This is a genomic window from Methylocystis sp. NC52PC, assembly GCF_055698645.1.
Window position 1 is genome coordinate 3,278,953 of the sequence record NZ_CP170127.1, and the last position, 16,747, is coordinate 3,295,699.

14 protein-coding genes and 1 pseudogene are annotated in these 16,747 nt (G+C 65.8%); 8 read left to right on the plus strand and 7 right to left on the minus strand.

What is annotated here, in order from left to right:
• Positions 1–98 precede the first annotated feature (98 nt).
• Positions 99–2,837, plus strand: a complete 2,739-nt coding sequence (gyrA, locus tag ACETII_RS17980) for a DNA gyrase subunit A (protein WP_472786421.1) — start codon at positions 99–101, stop codon at positions 2,835–2,837.
• A gap of 222 nt (positions 2,838–3,059) precedes the next feature.
• On the opposite strand, the gene ACETII_RS17985 is transcribed toward gyrA, so the two are convergent.
• The gene (locus tag ACETII_RS17985; RefSeq protein ID WP_472786422.1) at positions 3,060–3,407 is read right to left on the minus strand and encodes an endonuclease domain-containing protein; all 348 of its coding nucleotides are present in this window, start codon (positions 3,405–3,407) and stop codon (positions 3,060–3,062) included.
• Between the two features lie 190 nt (positions 3,408–3,597).
• On the opposite strand from ACETII_RS17985, the gene tuf reads away from it, so the two are divergent.
• Positions 3,598–4,788, plus strand: coding sequence for an elongation factor Tu (tuf, locus tag ACETII_RS17990; protein ID WP_363348256.1), 1,191 nt, complete (start codon positions 3,598–3,600; stop codon positions 4,786–4,788).
• 91 nt (positions 4,789–4,879) lie between these two features.
• Here tuf and ACETII_RS17995 read toward each other — a convergent pair whose 3' ends face one another.
• A complete protein-coding gene (locus ACETII_RS17995; RefSeq protein WP_472786423.1) occupies positions 4,880–5,161 on the minus strand; it encodes a TonB-dependent receptor plug domain-containing protein in 282 nt (93 codons plus the stop codon).
• A gap of 219 nt (positions 5,162–5,380) precedes the next feature.
• Entirely contained in the window at positions 5,381–5,578 is a 198-nt protein-coding gene (locus ACETII_RS18000; protein ID WP_472786424.1) for a hypothetical protein, read from the minus strand.
• Between the two features lie 188 nt (positions 5,579–5,766).
• On the opposite strand from ACETII_RS18000, the gene ACETII_RS18005 reads away from it, so the two are divergent.
• The 6 genes and pseudogenes from ACETII_RS18005 (at position 5,767) to ACETII_RS18030 (ending at position 11,600) form a co-directional block, all read left to right on the plus strand.
• Positions 5,767–6,543, plus strand: a complete 777-nt coding sequence (locus ACETII_RS18005; RefSeq protein WP_363348262.1) for a DUF1499 domain-containing protein — start codon at positions 5,767–5,769, stop codon at positions 6,541–6,543.
• 107 nt (positions 6,544–6,650) lie between these two features.
• Complete coding sequence (pdhA, locus tag ACETII_RS18010) at positions 6,651–7,652, plus strand: pyruvate dehydrogenase (acetyl-transferring) E1 component subunit alpha (protein WP_363348264.1); 1,002 nt, start codon at positions 6,651–6,653, stop codon at positions 7,650–7,652.
• Between the two features lie 166 nt (positions 7,653–7,818).
• Complete coding sequence (locus ACETII_RS18015) at positions 7,819–9,243, plus strand: pyruvate dehydrogenase complex E1 component subunit beta (protein ID WP_472786425.1); 1,425 nt, start codon at positions 7,819–7,821, stop codon at positions 9,241–9,243.
• A gap of 31 nt (positions 9,244–9,274) precedes the next feature.
• Positions 9,275–10,207: pseudogene (locus ACETII_RS18020) on the plus strand (2-oxo acid dehydrogenase subunit E2); the annotation flags it as partial.
• On the plus strand, positions 10,204–10,416 hold the full coding sequence (locus ACETII_RS18025) for a GDCCVxC domain-containing (seleno)protein (RefSeq protein WP_472786426.1): 213 nt from the start codon (positions 10,204–10,206) through the stop codon (positions 10,414–10,416). The pseudogene ACETII_RS18020 and the gene ACETII_RS18025, both read left to right, overlap by 4 nt.
• A gap of 74 nt (positions 10,417–10,490) precedes the next feature.
• Complete coding sequence (locus ACETII_RS18030) at positions 10,491–11,600, plus strand: Mrp/NBP35 family ATP-binding protein (protein WP_472786427.1); 1,110 nt, start codon at positions 10,491–10,493, stop codon at positions 11,598–11,600.
• A gap of 331 nt (positions 11,601–11,931) precedes the next feature.
• Here ACETII_RS18030 and ACETII_RS18035 read toward each other — a convergent pair whose 3' ends face one another.
• From ACETII_RS18035 to ACETII_RS18050, 4 genes are all read right to left on the minus strand, one after another.
• Positions 11,932–13,272: an OmpP1/FadL family transporter gene (locus ACETII_RS18035; RefSeq protein ID WP_472786428.1), complete on the minus strand. Its 1,341-nt coding sequence runs from the start codon at positions 13,270–13,272 to the stop codon at positions 11,932–11,934.
• 119 nt (positions 13,273–13,391) lie between these two features.
• Positions 13,392–13,619 carry a sulfurtransferase TusA family protein gene (locus ACETII_RS18040; protein ID WP_363348314.1) on the minus strand — a complete coding sequence of 76 codons (228 nt, stop codon included), beginning with the start codon at positions 13,617–13,619 and terminating at the stop codon, positions 13,392–13,394.
• 8 nt (positions 13,620–13,627) lie between these two features.
• Positions 13,628–14,119, minus strand: a complete 492-nt coding sequence (dsrE2, locus tag ACETII_RS18045) for a sulfur carrier protein DsrE2 (protein ID WP_472786429.1) — start codon at positions 14,117–14,119, stop codon at positions 13,628–13,630.
• Positions 14,120–14,205: 86 nt separating this feature from the next.
• Positions 14,206–16,692, minus strand: a complete 2,487-nt coding sequence (locus tag ACETII_RS18050) for a cation-translocating P-type ATPase (RefSeq protein ID WP_472786430.1) — start codon at positions 16,690–16,692, stop codon at positions 14,206–14,208.
• Between the last annotated feature and the right edge of the window lie 55 nt (positions 16,693–16,747).

Genomic DNA, 16,747 nt, shown 5'->3' on the forward strand with positions numbered 1-16,747 from the left:
TGCTTTTATTTGCTGTTCTTTCCTCTCAGAAACTGGCGCGGGCGCCGAGAATCGCCTATAGGATCGAGAGGCTGAAATTCACTCGGATTGGCGCGCCCTTGGCCGACGACGACACGAAAAAAGACGGTTCCGACAAGCCCGGTTCAGACATCAGGCCCGTATCCATCGCCGACGAGATGAAGCGCAGCTATCTCGATTACGCGATGAGCGTGATCGTGAGCCGCGCGCTGCCGGACGTGCGCGACGGCCTCAAGCCCGTGCATCGGCGCATTCTGTTCTCGATGCATGAAAACGGCATTACGCCGGACAAGCCCTATGTGAAGTCCGCGCGCGTCGTCGGCGACGTCATGGGTAAATATCACCCGCATGGCGACGCCGCGATCTATGACGCTTTGGTGCGCATGGCGCAGCCCTTTTCGATGCGGCTCATGCTCGTCGACGGGCAGGGCAATTTCGGCTCGGTCGACAACGATCCGCCGGCGGCCATGCGCTACACCGAGTCGCGTCTCGCCAAGCCCGCTCTCGCGCTGCTCGAGGACATCGACGAGGGCACGGTCGACTTCCAGCCGAACTATGACGGCAAGGAGCACGAGCCGACGGTCCTGCCGGCGCGTTTCCCCAATCTTCTGGTCAACGGCGCGGGCGGCATCGCCGTCGGCATGGCGACGAATATCCCGCCGCATAACTTGGGCGAAGTCATCGACGCGGCGATCGCATTGATCGACCGTCCCGACATGACGGTCGCGGAGCTTATGGAGATCGTGCCGGGGCCAGACTTCCCGACGGCGGCGACGATCCTCGGCCGCGGCGGCATCCGCAACGCCTACGCCACAGGCCGCGGCTCGATCATCATGCGCGCCAAGGCGGACATCGAAACATTGCGCAAAGAGCGCGAAGCGATCATTTTTACGGAAATTCCTTATCAGGTGAACAAGGCGGCGCTCATCGAGCGCATTGCCGAGCTCGTCAAGGAAAAGAAGATCGAGGGCATCTCGGATCTGCGCGACGAGTCCGACCGCGACGGCATGCGCATCGTCGTCGAGTTGAAGCGCGAGGCGGTCGCCGACGTGGTCTTGAACCAGCTCTGGCGCCACACCGCGCTGCAGTCGAGCTTCGCGGTCAATATGATCGCGCTCAACGGCGGGCGCCCGGAGTTGCTCACGCTCACCGACGTGCTGCGCGCTTTCATCGACTTCCGCGAGACGGTCGTCACGCGCCGCACCAAGTTCCGCCTCGCCAAGGCGCGCGACAACGCGCATCTGCAGGTCGGCCTCGCCATTGCAGTGGCGAATATCGACGAAGTCATCCGCCTGATTCGCAATTCGCCCGACGCCGCGGCGGCGCGCGAAGCGCTGATGGCGCGTGACTGGCCGGCGAAGGACATGGCGCCGCTCGTCGAACTCATCGCCGATCCGCGCCACAAGCTTTCCCACGACGGCACGATCCGTCTCTCCGAGGCGCAGGCGCGCGCCATTCTCGACCTGCGCCTGCAGCGTCTCACAGCGCTCGGCCGCGAGGAGATCGCCGAGGCGTTGAACAAGCTCGCGGCGGAAATCGCGGAATATCTCGAGATTCTCGGCTCGCGCGAAAAGCTCTTCGGCATCGTCAAGGACGAGATGCTGGCGGTGAAGGAGGCGTACGCCACGCCGCGCCGCACGCAGATCATCGAAGCCGACGGCGAGGTCGAGGACGAGGACCTCATCGCCCGCGAGGACATGGTCGTGACCGTCTCGCACGCCGGCTACATCAAGCGGGTGCCGCTCTCGACCTATCGCGCGCAAAGGCGCGGCGGCAAGGGCCGCTCCGGGATGCAGACGAAGGAGGAGGATTTCGTCCATCGGCTGTTCGTCGCCAATACGCATACGCCGGTGCTGTTCTTCTCCTCGCTCGGCAAGGCCTATAAAGAGAAGGTGTGGCGCCTGCCGCTGGCGGCGCCGCAGGCGCGCGGCAAGGCGCTCGTCAATATGCTGCCGCTGGAGCAGAACGAGCGCATCACCACCATCATGCCGTTGCCCGAGGATGAAGAGAGCTGGTCGACGCTCGACGTCATCTTCGCCACGACCGGCGGCACGGTGCGGCGCAACAAGCTCTCCGATTTCGTCGACGTGCGCCGCAACGGCCTCATCGCCATGAAGCTCGACGCCGGGGAGGCGATCGTCGACGTGGCCACGGCGACCGAGGCCGACGACATTCTGCTGACGACGCGCGACGGCCAGTGCATTCGTTTCGCCGTGCCGGAGGTGCGCGTCTTCCAGGGCCGCACCTCGATGGGCGTGCGCGGCGTATCGCTCGGCGCCGGCGACAAGGTGATCTCGCTGTCGATCCTCAAGCATTTCGAGGCGAGCGGCGACGAGCGCGGCGCTTATTTGAAAAAGGCCAGCGCCCTGCGTCGCCGCATGGGCGAGGACGTCGCGCCGGAGACGGGGGCCGACACGGAAGACGCCGGGACGTCCGTCGAACTCTCGGAGGCGCGCTTCTACGAGATGCAGGCGGCCGAGCAGATCATTCTGACGGTTTCGGAAAACGGCTTTGGCAAACGAACGTCGTCGTACGAATACCGCATCACCGGACGCGGCGGCAAAGGCATCGTCGCCATGGCGGTCAACGCCCGCAACGGCAAGCTCGTCGCGTCATTCCCGGTGGAGCAGGGCGACGAGATCATGCTCGTCACCGACGGCGGCCAGCTGATCCGCTGTTCGGTCGACGGCATCCGCATCGCCGGCCGCGGCACGCAGGGCGTGATCGTCTTCAACACGGCCGAGGACGAGCGCGTGGTGTCGGTCGAGCATATCGGGGATGTGGGCGAAGCGGAGGACGAGGGGGACGAGGCTGAGTGATTTCGCCCCGCAGTGGGGAGTGGGCCAAGGCGTGAGTCACAGACCTCTCAACCCATTGGCCGACCCAGTTTGCCAGACCACTCGCATTGTCATCCAAGAGCGTAGAGGCCCCAGCCCCTCACCCCAACCCTCTCCCCGCAAGCGGGGAGAGGGGGACGAGAACCCTCTCCCCGCTTGCGGGGAGAGGGCAGGGTGAGGGGCCAGGGGGTGAGTTACAGATTTTCAGAGCATCAAAAGGATCGTCTCACACACCCCATCGAGATTCTCGAAAACGTCAGCGTTCGGAAAGCGAAGAATTCGGTAGCCCAGGGCTTCGATGAACGCGCTCCTTCGTGCGTCTCTTTGTAGCTCTTCGTCGGTCGAATGGGTGGCGCCGTCGATCTCGACGACTAATCCTTGCTCCCTGCAAAGAAAATCGGCGAAGAACGGCCCAATGGGCGCTTGCCGGACAAATTTGAACCCGCCCAGCCGGCGCCCGCGCAATTTGTTCCAGAGGCGCTCTTCGGCGGGCGTCTGGGCGCGCCTGAGTTCACGTGCGCGCGTTCTTTCATGAAGTCGCAGGCCGCGCATACAATCCTCCAGAAGATGCAAAGAGGCCCCAGGCCCCTCACCCCAACCCTCTCCCCGCAAGCGGGGAGAGGGGGTAGGGGGTGATTTCACCCCCTCGTCACACACTCGAACGCCCCTTGCAGAATTTCTCCATCCGCCGTAAAGGCACGCCCGCGCGCGGGTAGTGGACCCGCCTCACTGGAACGGGACCATGGCCAAGGAAAAATTCTCACGCACGAAGCCGCACTGCAACATCGGGACGATCGGCCACGTCGATCATGGCAAGACGTCTTTGACGGCGGCGATCACCAAGGTTCTGGCGGAGACGGGCGGCGCGACGTTTACGGCCTATGACCAGATCGACAAGGCTCCGGAAGAGAAGGCGCGCGGCATCACCATTTCGACGGCGCACGTCGAATATGAGACGCAGAACCGCCACTACGCCCACGTCGACTGCCCCGGCCACGCCGACTATGTGAAGAACATGATCACCGGCGCGGCGCAGATGGACGGCGCGATCCTCGTCGTGTCCGCCGCCGACGGCCCGATGCCGCAGACCCGCGAGCACATTCTGCTCGCCCGTCAGGTCGGCGTGCCGGCGCTGGTGGTGTTCCTGAACAAGGTCGACATGGTCGACGATCCGGAGCTTCTCGAGCTCGTCGAGCTCGAAGTGCGGGAGCTGCTGTCCAAGTACGAGTTCCCCGGCGACGACATTCCGATCGTCAAGGGATCGGCGCTGGCGGCGCTCGAGGGCAAGACCCCCGAGATCGGCCATGACGCGATCCTGAAGCTGATGCAGGAAGTCGACCGCTATATTCCGCAGCCGGAGCGTCCGAAGGATCAGCCGTTCCTGATGCCGGTTGAAGACGTGTTCTCGATTTCGGGCCGCGGCACGGTGGTGACGGGCCGCATCGAGCGCGGCGTGGTCAAGGTCGGCGAGGAAGTCGAGATCGTCGGCATTCGTCCGACGACGAAGACGACGGTGACGGGCGTCGAGATGTTCCGCAAGCTGCTCGATCAGGGCGAGGCGGGCGACAACGTCGGCTGCCTGCTGCGCGGCACGAAGCGCGAGGACGTGGAGCGCGGCCAGGTGCTGTGCAAGCCGGGTTCGGTGAAGCCGCACACCAAGTTCAAGGCCGAGGCCTATATTCTGACGAAGGAAGAGGGCGGCCGCCACACGCCGTTCTTCACCAACTATCGTCCGCAGTTCTACTTCCGCACGACGGACGTGACCGGCATCGTGACGCTCCCCGAGGGCGTCGAGATGGTGATGCCGGGCGACAACGTCACGATGGAAGTGAGCCTGATCGTGCCGATCGCCATGGAGGAGAAGCTGCGCTTCGCCATCCGCGAAGGCGGCCGCACGGTCGGCGCGGGCGTCGTCGCCAGCATCATCGAGTAAGGACGCCAATCCGAGAAAAGTGCGGTTCGCCGCGCTTTTCTCTTTATCGACAAGGCTGCGCTGCGGCCTCGTCCTTCCAGATAAGTTAAAATCACCAGCAGTTGCCGACCGTGACCCCTGGCGCGAGGCGTAGCGCGTCGCAGAGGCTTCGGGCCTGAATATCGTCCATCATCTGGCGCGTAATGACCGTCGCGGACCCCGGGTAGTCGCGCAGCGGGATCTTGGTCCCGCCAGTGCCGGTGAGGTCATTCGAGAAATAGCCGACATCCCGCCCGGTCCTGGTCGCCGCGCGCCGCCTTTCGCCGGCGACCCCGGCGTCGCCAAGTGACGATAGAACGCTCGCGGCGGCGAGCGTCAAAATGATCTTGCGCATGCGTTCTCCTCGGGGCGCGCTTCTCATCATATAGGAAGCAGCGACGCCAAGGCGTGGTCGTCCGGGAAGGCGATCGGCGGCGAGAAGGCCGTGGGCCATTCCTTCGGCGTCACGCGAGAGCGCGTGACGCCGAGGTGAAAACAAGACGATCGCGACGCAAGAGAGCGCGGCGGTCCCATTCACACCCAAAAGGCAAAGGTCAGGTCGGAGGGGTCAGTCTCAGGCTGCGATCTCGCCGCCAAGCGCCGCCCAGGCGTCGTCGTCTTGCGAGTCGCCGGCGGGGTCGGAGAATTGCGCGGCTTCGAGTGCGGCGGCGACGGCGGAAACGCCGATCTCGCGATAGAGCCGCGCGAGGAGATCATGGGGATGGCCGCCGGCTTGCGGTTCGTTCAACTCGACTGGGATTGCTTCCGACATTACGGACCTCTACGCGGACGCTGCTACAGCAAAATGCACCTTCTCAAATTCGCCACATTTGCTTAACGCCGCGCTAACGCGCTGGTTGTTTTTCAGGAGGCGGCGCGACACGTTGCATTTCTCCTGTGGTTTGGCGAAAAATGCGCCGACTGCCGCATCGCGGCGAATGAGCGAGGCCGTTAACGTCCATGCGTCGCACCCTTCCGCCGGAGCCATGGTCGCGCGCCGCCCTGTGGAGCCAAAGCGTCGCCGTTTTTGCGGCGACGGTGGCCATCCTGTCGGTGCTGCTGGTGCGGCTGAACGTGATCGGGCCGGTCTCCGCGCTGGCCTCGCTCGGCGCCGCGGTGGCCTTGGCCCTCGTCGCGCTGCTGCTCGTCGGCGCGGCCTCGGTCAGCATCTGGAACACCGGGCGGCGCGGGACGGGGGCGGCCTTCGGCGGGGCCTTCATCGCGTTGGCCACGGTCGCTTATCCCGCCTATCTCGCCTTCGAGGCGGTGCGTCTGCCGGTGCTCTCCGACATTTCCACCGATATCTCGAACCCGCCTTATTTCTCTCTGTCCAAAGACGCCTATGCGGCGCGGGGCGGCTTCCAGCCCAAGGGGCTGCCCGGGAAAGCGCGCGAGGCGCAGCGTCCCGCCTATCCCGACGTCGAGCCCATCGTTGTCGATCTCGACGCCGACGAAGCCTTCGCGCTGGTCCTCAAGACCGCGAAAGCCATCGGCTGGAAGGTCGTGGACCAGCGCGCGCCGGGCGGCCGGACCGGCGAAGGACATGCAGATTTCGTCGACAAGACGCTGGTCATGGGCCTCGACGAGGATGTGACCGTTCGCCTGAAGCCGCTGCCGGGACAGACCCGCATCGATCTGCGCGCCGCCTCCCGCTACGGGCGTCACGATTTCGGAGCCAACGCCAAGCGCATCATGGCTTTCGCCGAAGAGCTGCAGACGCAGCTCGACGCCAAATAAGCCGCAGCCTCAGGTAGCCGGCGGGCGGGGGCGCTCGTCTTTGAACGGCGACTCTGGTATTGTTCCGCTCGTTCTCCACATAACGGTTGGGAGGCCGAGAACAGCCGATGGCGACTGCAGGCGACGGCGCGAACGCCGCTCAATCCGTTGCACCCTTCACCCGAGAGGAAGAGCTGCGCGCCCTGCGCGACATGCTGCTGATCCGCCGATTCGAGGAGAAGGCCGGGCAGCTCTATGGCATGGGCGTCATCGCCGGCTTCTGTCACCTCTACATCGGCCAGGAGGCCGTGGTCGTCGGCGCCAAAATGGCGGCGCGCGACGGGGATGAATTCACCACGAGCTACCGCGACCACGGCCACATGCTCGCGAGCGGAATGGACGCCAAGGGCGTGATGGCCGAACTCGCGGGCAAGCGCGGGGGCTATTCCAAGGGCAAGGGCGGCTCGATGCACATGTTCTCGCGGGAGAAGAGCTTCTTCGGCGGGCACGGAATCGTCGGCGCGCCGGCGCCGATCGGCGCGGGCGTCGCTTTCGCCAATCTCTATCGCGGCGACGGCCGGGTGTCGCTGACCTTCTTCGGCGAGGGCGCGGCCAACCAGGGCCAGGTCTACGAGACCTTCAACATCGCGGCGCTGTGGAAGCTGCCGGTGCTCTTCATCGTCGAAAACAATCGATACGCCATGGGCACCTCGCTGACCCGCGCCGCGGCGCAGACGGATTTCGCCATGCGCGGCGCCGCCTTCGGCATCCCGGGCCGGCAGGTGGACGGGATGGACGTGCGGGTCGTGCGCGCGGCGGCGGCCGAGGCGCTCGACTGGTGCCGCTCGGGCAAGGGTCCCTATCTGCTCGAGGTGCAGACTTATCGGTACCGGGGCCACTCCATGTCGGACCCGGCCAAATATCGCTCCAAGGAAGAAGTGCAGAAGATGCGCGAGGAGCACGATCCGATCGAACAGGTGCGCCTGCGTCTGCTCGCCGACGGGGTCAGCGAGGACGAATTGAAGAAGATCGACGCGAATGTTCGCAAGATCGTCGCGGAAGCCGCGGATTTTGCCATGAGCGACAAGGAGCCGGATCCGTCCGAACTTTATACGGACGTGCTGGCGTGACTTTTTTGAGGGCAGGCGAGGGACCGGGAACGGCCCCGGGCGATTGCGGAGAAGGTTTGTCGATGTTCGACACGATGATGCGGTTCATCCCTCCTCGTTGCGGGAAGGGATTGATTGACCCCAACCCGCGCCGTCAATGTCCCCAACGGCGCGATGCGGTGACCAAATGACCGTCAATGTCCTCATGCCCGCCCTGTCGCCCACCATGGAGCAGGGCAAGCTCGCCAAATGGCTGAAAAGCGAAGGCGATGAAGTCAAGGCCGGCGACGTCATCGCCGAGATCGAGACCGACAAGGCGACCATGGAGGTCGAGGCGGTCGACGAGGGCGTGCTGGCGCGCATCCTCGTCCCCGGCGGCACCGAGAATGTCGCCGTCAATACGCCGATTGCGGTGATCGCCGGCGAGGGCGAGGACGCTTCGGCCGTCGCCGCGCCCCCGGAAGCCAAGCCGCCAACGCCGCCGAGCGCGCCGCAGGACGAGGCGGGCGAAGCGAATGAAGCGCGCATCGAGGCGGCGAAAGAGGCCGCCGCGCCCGCGCCAAAGCCGGTCAGCGTCGCCGCGCCGCCGACCGTCAGCGCGGCGCCGGAAGTGCCGGCCGGCACGACCATGATTCCGATGACCATGCGCGAAGCGCTACGCGACGCCATGGCCGAGGAAATGCGCCGCGACCCCAATGTCTTCATCATGGGCGAGGAGGTCGGGGAGTATCAGGGCGCCTACAAAGTCACGCAGGGGCTGTTGCAGGAATTTGGCCCGATGCGCGTGCGCGACACGCCGATCACCGAATATGGCTTCACCGGCATCGGCGTCGGCGCGGCTTTCGCGGGTCTGCGTCCGATCGTCGAATTCATGACCTTCAATTTCTCGATGCAGGCCATCGACCACGTCGTCAATTCTGCGGCGAAGACGCTCTACATGTCGGGCGGGCAGATCAACAGCGCCATCGTCTTCCGCGGACCGAATGGCGCGGCGGCGCGCGTCGGCGCCCAGCACAGCCAGGATTATTCGGCCTGGTATGCGCAGGTGCCGGGGCTCATCGTCATCGCGCCGTCGAACGCCAGCGACGCCAAGGGCCTGCTCAAGGCGGCGATCCGCGACAACAATCCGGTCGTCTTCCTCGAGAATGAAATTCTCTACGGCAAGACGTCCGAAGTGCCGGCGCTCGAGGACTTCGTGCTGCCGATCGGCAAGGCGCGCATTGCGCGGCCGGGAACAGACGTGACTCTGGTCTCTTTCTCGATCGGCATGACCTATGCGCTCGCCGCCGCCGATGAGCTCGCGAAGGAAGGGATCGAGGCGGAAGTCATCGACCTGCGCACGCTGCGGCCGATGGACAGCGCCACGATCATCGAGTCCGTGAAGAAAACAGGCCGCTGCGTCGCCATCGAAGAGGGCTGGTCGCAATGCGGAATTTCCGCCGAGATCGCGACGCGCGTGCAGCAGGAGGCGTTCGACTATCTCGACGCGCCGGTCCTGCGCGTGACCGGCAAGGACGTGCCCATGCCTTACGCGGCCAATCTCGAAAAGCTCGCGCTGCCGAGCGTCGCCGACGTGGTCGCGGCCGCCAAGGCCGTTCTCTACAGGGACTAAACCCATGGCGCTCGTGACTCCCGACAGCGGCGCGCCGCGCATCTTCGCCTCGCCGCTCGCGCGGCGCCTGGCGAAGGAGGCAGGGCTGGACCTCTCCGCGGTTACGGGCTCCGGCCCGCATGGCCGCGTCATCGAGCGCGACGTGAAAGGCGCGCTCGCCGGCGGCGGCGCCCGCAAGCCCGCGCCGGCGGCCGAAGCGCGGCCGGTTGCGCTTGCGGAGGGGCCGTCAGCCGCGACGACCCGCAAATTCTACGAGCCGGGGTCCTTCGAGGAAGTTCCGCACGATTCGATGCGCAAGGCGATCGCCCGGCGCTTAACGGAATCGATCCAGAACGTTCCGCATTTCTATCTCGACGTCGACTGCGAGATCGACGCGCTGCTGAAGGTCCGCGAGGACTTCAACGCCGCCGCGCCGAAGCGCGCGGACGGGGCGCCCGAGTGGAAGACCTCCGTCAACGATTACGTCGTGAAGGCGCTGGCGCTCGCGCTCCAGCGCGTGCCAGAAGCGAATGTCACTTACACGCCCGAGTCGATGCTGAAGCACAAAGCCTCCGACATCGGGGTCGCGGTCGCCATCCCCGGCGGGCTCATTACGCCCATCATCCGCAACGCGCAGGCGAAGACCGTTCTCGAAATTTCCGAAGAGGTGAAGGAGCTCGCCGCCCGAGCGCGCGAGCGCAAGCTCAAGCCGCAGGAGTATGAGGGCGGCGTTTCAGCCGTCTCCAATCTGGGCATGTATGGGATCAGGAGTTTCTCGGCGGTGATCAACCCGCCGCAGTCGACGATCCTCGCTGTTGGCAAGGGCGAGCCGCGCATGGTCGTGAAGAACGGCGCGCCGGTGGTGGCGAATATCATGAGCGTGACGCTCTCCTGCGACCACCGCGCGGTGGACGGCGCGCTCGGCGCCGAGCTGCTGGCGGCGTTCAAAGCCCTCATCGAGCAGCCGATGGGGCTCTTCGCATGAAACGCGAGTCGTCGGTCACATGCCCGCGCTGCGGCCACTCCGAGGTGCTGGCCATGCCGATGGACGCCTGCGTCGTCGTCTATGATTGCCCGGCCTGCGGGATGCGCCTGACCCCGAAGCCTGGCGACTGCTGCGTCTTTTGCTCCTATGGCGACGCTCCATGCCCGCCGGTGCAGGCGCAGGGCTGCGGTTGCGCCAATCCGCTTTAATTACGCGTGGACGCGGGCGGGATTTAGCGGCATATCCTTGTCTAGAATTACTCTAAACAGCCAAGGAGCGGCCTGTGGCGACGGAAGCTGACATTCTCAAAGCCCTCGAAAATCTCTACGGCCCCGGCGGCGTGTCGCTGGCCAAGACGGTGAGCGGCGTCAATCTCTCCGGCGCCAAGGCTTTCGTCTCTTTGTCCGGCGACCCGGCCAAGCCGGAGGGCTGGGAGGCCGCGCGCGTCAACGCCGAGAAGGCCATCAGGGCGCTGCCCGGCGTCGAAGCCGCCATCGTGACGCTCACCGCCGAGCGCGCGGCCGGGGCCGCCGGGCATGACCATCATGGCCATTCCCACGCCGCGCCGCCGCCGCCGCAGCGCCGCGGCATGTCGCCGACGCTCGACAAGATCCGCTACATCGTCGTCGTGGCGTCGGGTAAGGGCGGCGTCGGAAAATCCACGACCTCAGCCAATCTGGCGCTGGGTCTCGCGGCGCAGGGCTGGCGCGTCGGGTTGCTCGACGCCGACATTTACGGCCCTTCGGCGCCGCGGCTCTTCGGCTTGCACGAAAAGCCGAAGGTCGAGGGCGGCAAGCTCGCGCCGCTCGAGGCCTATGGGATCAAGATCATGTCCATGGGCTTCCTCGTCGACGAGGACACGCCCATGGTCTGGCGCGGGCCGATGGTCGCGCAGGCTCTGACGCAACTGCTCGGCGAAGTCGCCTGGGGCGACCTCGACGCACTGGTCGTCGACATGCCCCCCGGCACCGGCGACGTGCAGCTCACCATGGCGCAGCAGACGCCGATCGCCGGCGCCGTGATCGTCTCGACGCCGCAGGACCTTGCGCTCATCGACGCGCGCCGCGCCGTCGCGATGTTCCAGAAGGTCGAGGCGCCCATTCTCGGAATCATCGAGAATATGAGCTATTTCCTCTGCCCCCATTGCGGCGGCCGCTCGGAAATCTTCTCCCATGGCGGCGCGCGTCACGACGCGGAAAAGCTCGGCGTGCCCTTCCTCGGCGAGGCGCCGCTCGACATGAAGATCCGCGAGACGTCGGATGCCGGAAAGCCCGTCGTCGGCGCCGAGCCCAACAGCCCGCAGGCGGCGGTCTATCTCAATCTCGCCGCCAAGGTGAAAACGCTGCTGGAGACGACCAAGCATCGCGCCTCGCCCAATATCGTCGTGGGGTGAACCGCTTCGTCATTATGGGGCGAGGCGGCCTCGTCCTTCGAGACGCGCGCTTCGCGCGCTCCTCAGGATGAGGCCTAAGTGATTGATGCAAGAGCCTCTGACGCCCTTTTAGACGCGCGCTTCGCGCGCTCCTCAGGATGAGGCCTAAGTGGTTGATGCAAGAGCCTCTGACGCCCTTTTGGACGCGCGCTTCGCGCGCTCCTCAGGATGAGGCCTAAGAGGTTGATGCAAGAGCCCCTCATGCTGAGGAGCCGCCGAAGGCGGCGTCTCGAAGCATGAGGAGCCGCCGAAGGCGGCGTCTCGAAGCACGAGGGGCGGCGCCGCATCCCTCTCAAAAATGCAGCGGGACGAGCGAATCGTCGCCCTGATCCCATTTGTAGTCATAGCCGAGCGTCAATTCCCAGCCCTGCGCCCAGGGTGTGATCGTCGCGCGCGGATTGGCGGAGCCGAAGGGCAGGGTCGGCTGCTGCGGAATCCACTCCACGCCGGTGAAGGAATTCTTGAAGCCGTAGACAAAGGCGAAATCGAAGGCGGAATTGGGAGTCGCGGCGTAATTGGCCCCGATCGCCGCGTGATGGCGGTTGATGATCGGCGACAGCGCATTCACTGTCACCGAGCGCCACCGCAACGGGTTTGAGCTGTAGTGGTAGCCGGTGCGCAGCGTCAGCGCCGGCGAATAGCGCCACTCCAGGCCAACCGCTCCGGAGTCGACGTCGGTCCAGTCGAACCCTGGCCCATTCTCCGATCCCAATGATCCGTAGGTGAGGGGATTGGACGGATTGCCGAGCGAGGGAACCGCCGAATAGAAGACATGCCGCCAATCGAGCATGGCGGTGAGATTGGGCAAGAGATCGTAGGCCACGCCCGCCTGCATGGTGGCCGGAATGTCGAAATTGCCGCCCTGGGTGAGCAGGCCCGCATATTTCTCGAAACGGGTCATCCACAGGGGCGTCGAGGCCGAGAAGCCGAAGCGGGCGTTGTCGGTCACGGCCCAAGTGAGGCCGGCGCGCAGGCCGCCGCCCCAGGACCAATCGTAGCCCATGTCCGACAGCCGATAGGGATTGGAGGAATAGGGGGTGAAGGCCCCCGCGCCCTGCACATTGAGCATCTGCACGGCGAGCGTCGGCGCGACGCCGAGGGTCACCTCGCCCAGCGGCGTCGGAAAACGGCGCGCGTAGCCGACGCTGGTGAAAGATTGTTGCAGATCGACCCCCGCGAAGCCGCCGCCGAAAAGACCGCCCCTCGGCGCCCGCCAATTCCCCCAGCCGAAGGAGGTGTTGATGCCGCCATTGGCGTAACTCACGACGCTCCAGGCGGAATTGTCGTCGATCGGACGGATGTAGCCGCTGTTCGGCACCGGGAACCAGGGGCGGCCGCTTTCCACATAGCCGGCCGCGATCACGCGGGTCGGTCCGCTCGTGTAATAGCCGCGCTCGGCGTTGATGACCGTCATGCCGAGCTGGAACTGGCGCCTCAACCCGACAATGCCGGCGGGATTGACCGACAGCGCCATGGCGTCGCGTTGATCGGCGGCCCCCGCGCCCGCAAGCGCTTTCTGGCGCGGGCCGTAGCCAATCAGGAAATAGCCGTCCGCGGCGACAGCGGCGTCGGCGTCGGCGAAAAGGAAAATCAGAAGAACATGCGCGACGGAGCGCAAAAAATACATACGCATGGCGTGGGCCAGGGCTAGGCAAACCTTATGGTGAAGATCAGCCTAATCTCCGGGCCTTACGCAAGGCGGAACGGCGCGCTTCAAAGGAAAAGCCTGCCGTGCGACATCCGCGCAACAAGTCAGCTGTTGCGCCGCAGCACGTAACGGAAATGGCCGTCGAGTTCTTCGGCGCTCACCAGCTCGTCCCCGGTCTGGCGCGCAAACGCTGCGAAATCAGCCATCGAGCCAGGGTCGGTCGCGAGCACTTCGAGCGTCTCGCCGACCGCGATCTCCTTCAGCGCTTTCTTGGTGCGCAAAATTGGCAGAGGACAATTGAGGCCGCGCGCGTCCAAGGTCCGGTCTGTCATCGGGGGTCCTAGATGAAAAGATTGACGTCGGCCTTTACGGCCTCTTCGAGATAGGTCGCCGCGCCGCCGAAGCAGACGCCCTCGATCATGTCTTCCTTCTTGAACTCGAAAAGGTCCATGGTCATCTGGCAGGCGACGAGCCTGACGCCGCTTTCGAGCGCGATGTCGCGCAATTCTTCGATGCTGGCGACGCCCTTCTTGGCGATCATGTTCTTCATCATCGCGGTGGCGCCGGCGGTGACGCCGGGGAGCGCCGCGACGAGATTGGGCATGCCGAGATGCAGGCCGCCGACCGGCATCTTCATCGCCGGATTGCCGAGCGGCGAGACTTCGAGATCGAGCTGCTTTTTCAACAGGCCCAGGCCGTAGAAGGTGAAGAACAGCGTCGCGTCCATATCCATGGCGGCCGCGGTCGTCGCCAGGATGAAGGGCGGATAGGCCCAGTCGAGCGTCCCTTTGGAGACGATGATGGAGAGCGATTTGCGATTCTCGGCTGTCACGTGGTGTCCGTTGGTTGCGCCGCAGCGGGCGAGGCAAAGCCCATACCAGCCGGCGCGGCGGAAATGCAAACGCCCGCTTTTCTAAATCAGCCTGACAACGCGAGCCGCCGCCACAACCCAGACCACCCGCCCGCGCTCATCCCGAGAAGCGCCGCCAAAGCGAGATCCTCGGGCGGCGGCGGGGCGAAGCGCAGCAGGGCGGCAAGCGGCGGGAAATAGAGGCCAGCCGCGACGACCGAGAGCGCCACTGTCGCAATGACCCAGAAGAACACATTCTCACGTGCGAAGGGCGAGACGCCCTTCGGCAGAGCGTCCGACAGGGCGAGCGACAGATTGCCGAGGATCAGCGTGGCGAAGGCGAGGCCGCGGCTTTGCGCTTCATCGACGCCGAAACTGACCGCCAGGACGTAAATGCTGAGAACCGCGAGGAAGACCGCGAAACCCTGAACCGCCCCGAAAATCAGGTCCCGCAACCCGAACAGCGGCTCGCTCTGCGGGCGGGGCGGTTTGAGCATGGCGTCTTTTTCGCCGGGTTCCGCCTCGAAGGCGAGCGAACAGGTCGGGTCGATGATCAGCTCCATCAGCACAACATGCGCCGGCAGCAGCATCGGCGGCAGGCCCATCAGAATGGGCGCGAGGGCGAGGCCAGCGATCGGGATGTGGATCGCGGTGACATAGGTCAGCGCCTTGCGCAGATTGCTCGAGATGCGCCGGCCGAGCTCGATGCCCGCGATGATCGAGGCGAAGCGGTCGTCGAGGAGCACGATATGCGCCGCCTCGCGCGCGACGTCGGAGCCGCGCTGGCCCATGGCGACGCCGATATGGGCCGCGGCGAGGGCAGGGCCGTCGTTGACGCCGTCGCCTGTCATGGCGACGATATGGCCGGCGGCCTTGAAGGCTTCGACGAGGGCCAGCTTGTTTGTCGGCATGACGCGGGCGAAGACGCGCACATCTCGGATTTTCTGCGCGATGTCTTCCACAGGCGTCGCGGCGACCTCCGCGCCGGTCAGCACCCCGCCGGTCGCGTCGATGCCGGCGTCGCGGGCGATGGCGAGCGCTGTGGCGGGATAGTCGCCGGTAATCATGGCGACCGAAACGCCCGCCCGCCGCGCGGCCGCCACCGCCTGCGGAACGTCGTCGCGGATGGGGTCCTCGAAGGCGACGAGGCCCCTCAGGACATAAGGCGCCGCGTCGAGATCGCTCACGACCGGCTCGGTCTCGGCGACGGCGAGCACCCGCATCCCGTCGCGCGCCATCTCTTCCACGACGGCGCTGTAGCGCGCGTGGGTCGGGGCGTCCGCATCCGCGAGCCGCAGAATGGCTTCAGGCGCGCCTTTGGCGGCCTTGAGCGCGCCGCCCTCGACCCGCCAGGACTGGGTGAAGGCGAGAAGCTCCGGCCGGATCGGAAAGCTCTCGATGACCGCGCCGCCCGCCGGGATTTCGAGCCGCTCGGCGAGCGCGTGCACCGCGCGGTCCATCGGATCGACCGGGTTTTCCGAGGAGGCGCGCAGCGCCGCGCGGATGAGCCGATGCTCATCGGCGTCGGGCGAGTCCGGAACGGGCTCGACGGCGCCCCCCGTGTAGAGCGCTGCGACCGTCATGCGGTTTTCGGTGAGCGTGCCAGTCTTGTCGACGCAGAGCAGCGAGGTGGAGCCCAGCGTCTCCGTCACCGACGAACGGCGTACCAGCACATTGCGGCGCGCCAGCCGGAAGGCGCCAAGCGCAAGAAAGATCGCCAGCACCATCGGAAATTCTTCCGGCAGCAGGCCGATGGCGAGCGTGATGCCGGCGATGGCGCCTTCGAACCAGTCGCCGTGCACGAGCCCATAGGAGAGAATGACCAGCGCGCAGAAGAAAAGCGCAAAGGCGCCGAGCCGCGCGACCAGCTCGCCCGTCCGCTTCTGGAGCGGGCTCGGCTCGCCCTTGATCGCGGCAAGCGAGGCGCCAAGGCCGCCGACGGCCGTCAGCGCGCCGGTGCGCCCGACGCGCGCAACGCCCGAGCCGCGCACGATCATCGAGCCTGCATAGACGAAGGGCGTGCCGTCGCCCCCCGGATCGGGGAAATCCAGCGTCGCGCCGTCCCCCGCCAAGGTCTTCGTGACCGGCGCCGATTCGCCCGTGAGAATGGATTCGTCGATGACCAGCGCGTCGCCCGCAACAAGCAGGGCGTCGGCTGGAATGCGCTGACCCTCGCCGATCAGGACAATGTCACCCGGCACGAGATCCCGCGCCGGTATGCGCTGCTCGACTCCGTCGCGCCGGACATGCGCCATGGGTTCGGCGAGTCTCTGCAGCGCCTCCAGCGCGCGTTCGCTGCGCAACTCCTGAATGACGACGAGCGAAATAGAGGCGGCCGCGCCGGCGACCATGAACAGGCCTTCGCCCAGATCGCCCACGAAAAGGTAGAGGGTCGCCGCCGCAGCCAACAGGAAGAACATAGGTTCTTTCAGCGTGCGGAGCGCAATTTGCAGAATGCCGCGCCGGGGCGCCTCGGGAGGGGCGTTGGGCCCATATTCCACGAGGCGCCGGGCGGCCTCTTCGGAAGTCAGGCCCGGCAGGCTGGGATGGGTCATGCGGCTCCCGGACGGCGATTCGCTGTGGCCGGAAACTAGCGCGGCTTCGGCGCGC

Bases quoted from the DNA above. Each gene is read 5' to 3' on its own strand.
- ACETII_RS17985 (WP_472786422.1), bottom strand. From the start codon at position 3,407: ATGCGCGGCCTGCGACTTCATGAAAGAACGCGCGCACGTGAACTCAGG.
- tuf (WP_363348256.1), top strand. From the start codon at position 3,598: ATGGCCAAGGAAAAATTCTCACGCACGAAGCCGCACTGCAACATCGGG.
- ACETII_RS17995 (WP_472786423.1), bottom strand. From the start codon at position 5,161: ATGCGCAAGATCATTTTGACGCTCGCCGCCGCGAGCGTTCTATCGTCA.
- ACETII_RS18000 (WP_472786424.1), bottom strand. From the start codon at position 5,578: ATGTCGGAAGCAATCCCAGTCGAGTTGAACGAACCGCAAGCCGGCGGC.
- ACETII_RS18005 (WP_363348262.1), top strand. From the start codon at position 5,767: ATGCGTCGCACCCTTCCGCCGGAGCCATGGTCGCGCGCCGCCCTGTGG.
- pdhA (WP_363348264.1), top strand. From the start codon at position 6,651: ATGGCGACTGCAGGCGACGGCGCGAACGCCGCTCAATCCGTTGCACCC.
- ACETII_RS18015 (WP_472786425.1), top strand. From the start codon at position 7,819: ATGACCGTCAATGTCCTCATGCCCGCCCTGTCGCCCACCATGGAGCAG.
- ACETII_RS18025 (WP_472786426.1), top strand. From the start codon at position 10,204: ATGAAACGCGAGTCGTCGGTCACATGCCCGCGCTGCGGCCACTCCGAG.
- ACETII_RS18035 (WP_472786428.1), bottom strand. From the start codon at position 13,272: ATGCGTATGTATTTTTTGCGCTCCGTCGCGCATGTTCTTCTGATTTTC.
- ACETII_RS18040 (WP_363348314.1), bottom strand. From the start codon at position 13,619: ATGACAGACCGGACCTTGGACGCGCGCGGCCTCAATTGTCCTCTGCCA.
- ACETII_RS18050 (WP_472786430.1), bottom strand. From the start codon at position 16,692: ATGACCCATCCCAGCCTGCCGGGCCTGACTTCCGAAGAGGCCGCCCGG.